Below are 2,975 nucleotides of genomic sequence, written 5' to 3'. Positions count from 1 at the left end.
GGCGCTGGCCTTTGCGGCGACGCGGCGGCGCTGGGACGACGCGCCGCCGGCCGACGCGCCGCGCGGCAGCGCGCTCACCGCGCTGCGGTCCCGCCTGGTCTGGCAGCAGATGGCGGTGTTCTTCGTCTATTGCGGCTTCGAGGCCGGCGCCGGGCAATGGGCGGCGACCATCCTGACCGCGCGCGGCGCGACGCCGGCCGAGGCCGCCTTCGCCGCGACGTTGTTCTGGGCCGGGCTGGCGGGCGCGCGCATCGCGCTGGGCTTCGTGGTGGACCGGATCGGGCCGGACCGCCTGCTGCGGCTGACCATGCCCGCAGCCGTCGCCGCGGCGGCACTGTTCGCGCTGGGGGTGGCCGACATGGTGGCGCTGGCGCTGCTCGCGGCCATGCTGGCGCCGGTCTATCCCACGGTGATGGCGCGCACCCCCGCGCGGCTGGGGCCGCTGGCGGTGCATGCCTTCGGCTTCCAGGTCGCCGCGGCGATGGCCGGCGCGGCGCTGCTGCCGGGTCTGATGGGAGTGCTGGCCGACCTGGCCGGCCCCGGCGCTGTGCCGCCGCTGCTGGTGGCGCTCGGCCTGGTGCTCGCCGTGCTGATCCGGCGCCTGCCCGCGGCGCGCTGACCAGGACGCGCCCGGTTGGCAGCCCGCCGCGGCACCGCTATCTGACGCCCGGGAGAGAGACGCCAAAGGTCGCCGGCAACCCTGGTGGATTGCCCCATGACCTTCCTGACGCGCCGCGCCCTGCCGCTTCTCGCCGCCGCCCTTGCCGCCCCGCGCCTTGCCGCCGCGCAGGGCAGTGCCGTCCGGCTGGTCGTGCCCTACCCGCCCGGCGGCATCACGGACATCCTGGCACGCGCCCTGGCGCAGCAGCTGACCACGGTGCTCGGCGGCACCTTCGTGGTGGAGAACCGGCCCGGCGCCAATGGCAGCATCGGCGCCACCGCCGTGGCGCGCGCCGCGCCGGACGGGCAGACGCTGCTGGTCGGCGTCACCGACACCCATGCGGTGAACCCCGCCGCGATGCGCAACCTCGCCTATGATGCGAATCGCGACTTCGAGCCGATCAGCAACATCACCAACGTCCCGCTCGTGCTCGCCGTCGGCCCGACGCGGCGGGAGCTGGCCGATCTGCGCGCCTTCATCGCCGCCGCCAAGGCGCAGCCCGGCGGGCTGACGCACTCCAGTTGGGGCGTTGGCAGTACCTCGCAGATCGCCATGCTGCGGCTGGGCGACGCGGCGGGGTTCGAGCTGCTGCACGTGCCCTTCACCGGGGCCGCACCGGCCGCGCAGGCGCTCGCCGCCGGCCAGGTGGATTCGATGGTGCTGCCCGCCGGCGCGGGCGAGGCGCTGTCGCGCGACGGTCGCGTGCGCATCCTGGCCGCGCTGTCGCCGCAGCGGCTGTCGCTGCTGCCGGACGTGCCGACGCTGCAGCAGCAGGGCGTGCAGCTCTCCGTCAGCATCTTCCAGGCGGTCTTCGCGCCCGCGCGCACGCCGGCCGCCACGATCGCCCGGCTGAACCAGGCGATGGGCCAGGCGCTGCAGGCCCCTGGCATGCTGGAGGTCCTGCGCGGCCAGGCCGCGCTGCCCGACCACACCACGCCGCAGGGCCTGGGAGATCTGGTCCGGCAGGAGCAGGAGGCCTGGGGCCGCATCGTCCGCGCCGGCAACATCCGCCTGGATTGACGCGCGCCGCACGGGGGCCGAGGACGAGCCGATGCATCTCGACGCGGACGTGCTCGTCATCGGCGCCGGCGGGGCCGGCATGTATGCGGCGATCGAGGCCGCGCGGCGTGGCGCGGGGCGCGTCCTGCTGCTCGACCGCAGCCTGATCGGCCGCGGCGGCGCCACGGTGATGGCGCAGATGACAGTCGCCGCCGCCGTCGGGCCGGAGGGCACCGACCACTGGCGCCACCACCTGGCCGATACGCTGGCCGCGGGGCGCGGCCTGTGCGACCCGGCGCTCGCCGCCCTGCTCTGCGAGGTCGGCGTGGACTGCATCCGGGAGATGGACGCCTGGAAGGTCGGCTGGGCGCGCGACGGCGAGGGTTTCGCGCAGGTGCAGGCGCCCGGGCACGACCGGCCGCGCTGCGTCTATGTGGACTTCCTCGCCACCGGCCCCGCCGTGTCCCGCACGCTGCGGGCGCAGGTGCAGCGGGTGGGCGATGCGATCCGCCGCATCGGCGAGGTCGCGGTGACCGACCTGGTCGTGCAGGACGGCGAGGTGACCGGCGCGGTCGCCGTGCACGTGGCGAGCGGCGAGGCGCTGACCGTCTCCGCCGCCGCCACCATCGTCGCCACCGGCGGGCTGACCCGGCTCTACGCGCGCAACAGCGCGAGCGCGAACATGTCGGGCGACGGCTATGCGCTGGCGCTGCGCGCCGGCGCGACGCTGGTGGACATGGAATTCGTGCAGTTCTTCCCTATCGGCCACTTGGCGCCGCGGCTGATCGGCATGGACCCGATCATGTGGGACCCGTTCCGCTACAAGCTGGGCGGGCGGCTGCTGAATTGCGACGGCGAGGAGTTCCTGGGCCGATGGGGCCAGGGCGAGGACGGGCGCTACGTCGTCACGCGCGACCTGGCCACCTACGCCATCACCAAGGAGGTCGAGGCCGGCCGCGGCTCCCCGGCGGGCGGGGCCTATCTCAGCTTCACGCATGTGCCGGCGGACCGCCTGCGCGCGGCCTTCGGCCCGGTGATCGACCGTCTGGCCGCCAACGGCATCGACCTGACGCGCGACGCGGTGGAGGTCTCGCCCATCGCGCACTACCACATGGGCGGGGTGCGCGTGGACACGGCGATGCGCACCGACGTCCCGCGCCTGCTGGCCGCCGGGGAGGCGGTGGGCGGCGCGAACGGCGCGAACCGGCTGTCCGGCAACGCCATCACGGAGGCGCTGGCCTTCGGCCGCGTGGCCGGCGCGACGGCGGCCGGCATTGCCGCGCGCGCCCCGGCGCCGCGCTTCGACATGGCGGCC

Annotated in this window: 3 protein-coding genes; all 3 read left to right on the top strand. The window is 75.5% G+C overall.

The features are described from left to right. On the top strand, nucleotides 1-619 hold a 619-nt coding region (locus tag OZN99_RS28750; protein ID WP_270938645.1), incomplete at its 5' end, for a hypothetical protein. A 96-nt stretch (nucleotides 620-715) separates the two neighbouring features. Next, nucleotides 716-1,681: a Bug family tripartite tricarboxylate transporter substrate binding protein gene (locus tag OZN99_RS28745; protein WP_270938644.1), complete on the top strand. Its 966-nt coding sequence runs from the start codon at nucleotides 716-718 to the stop codon at nucleotides 1,679-1,681. 31 nt (nucleotides 1,682-1,712) lie between these two features. After that, nucleotides 1,713-2,975 (top strand): FAD-binding protein (locus OZN99_RS28740; protein WP_270938643.1); only part of this gene is annotated, 1,263 nt, incomplete at its 3' end.

Source organism: Falsiroseomonas oryzae, assembly GCF_027856955.1.
In the GTDB taxonomy this organism is placed as follows: domain Bacteria; phylum Pseudomonadota; class Alphaproteobacteria; order Acetobacterales; family Acetobacteraceae; genus Falsiroseomonas; species Falsiroseomonas oryzae.
Note: the sequence above shows the minus strand (reverse complement) of the source record. Positions and strands in the feature narration are given on the sequence as shown.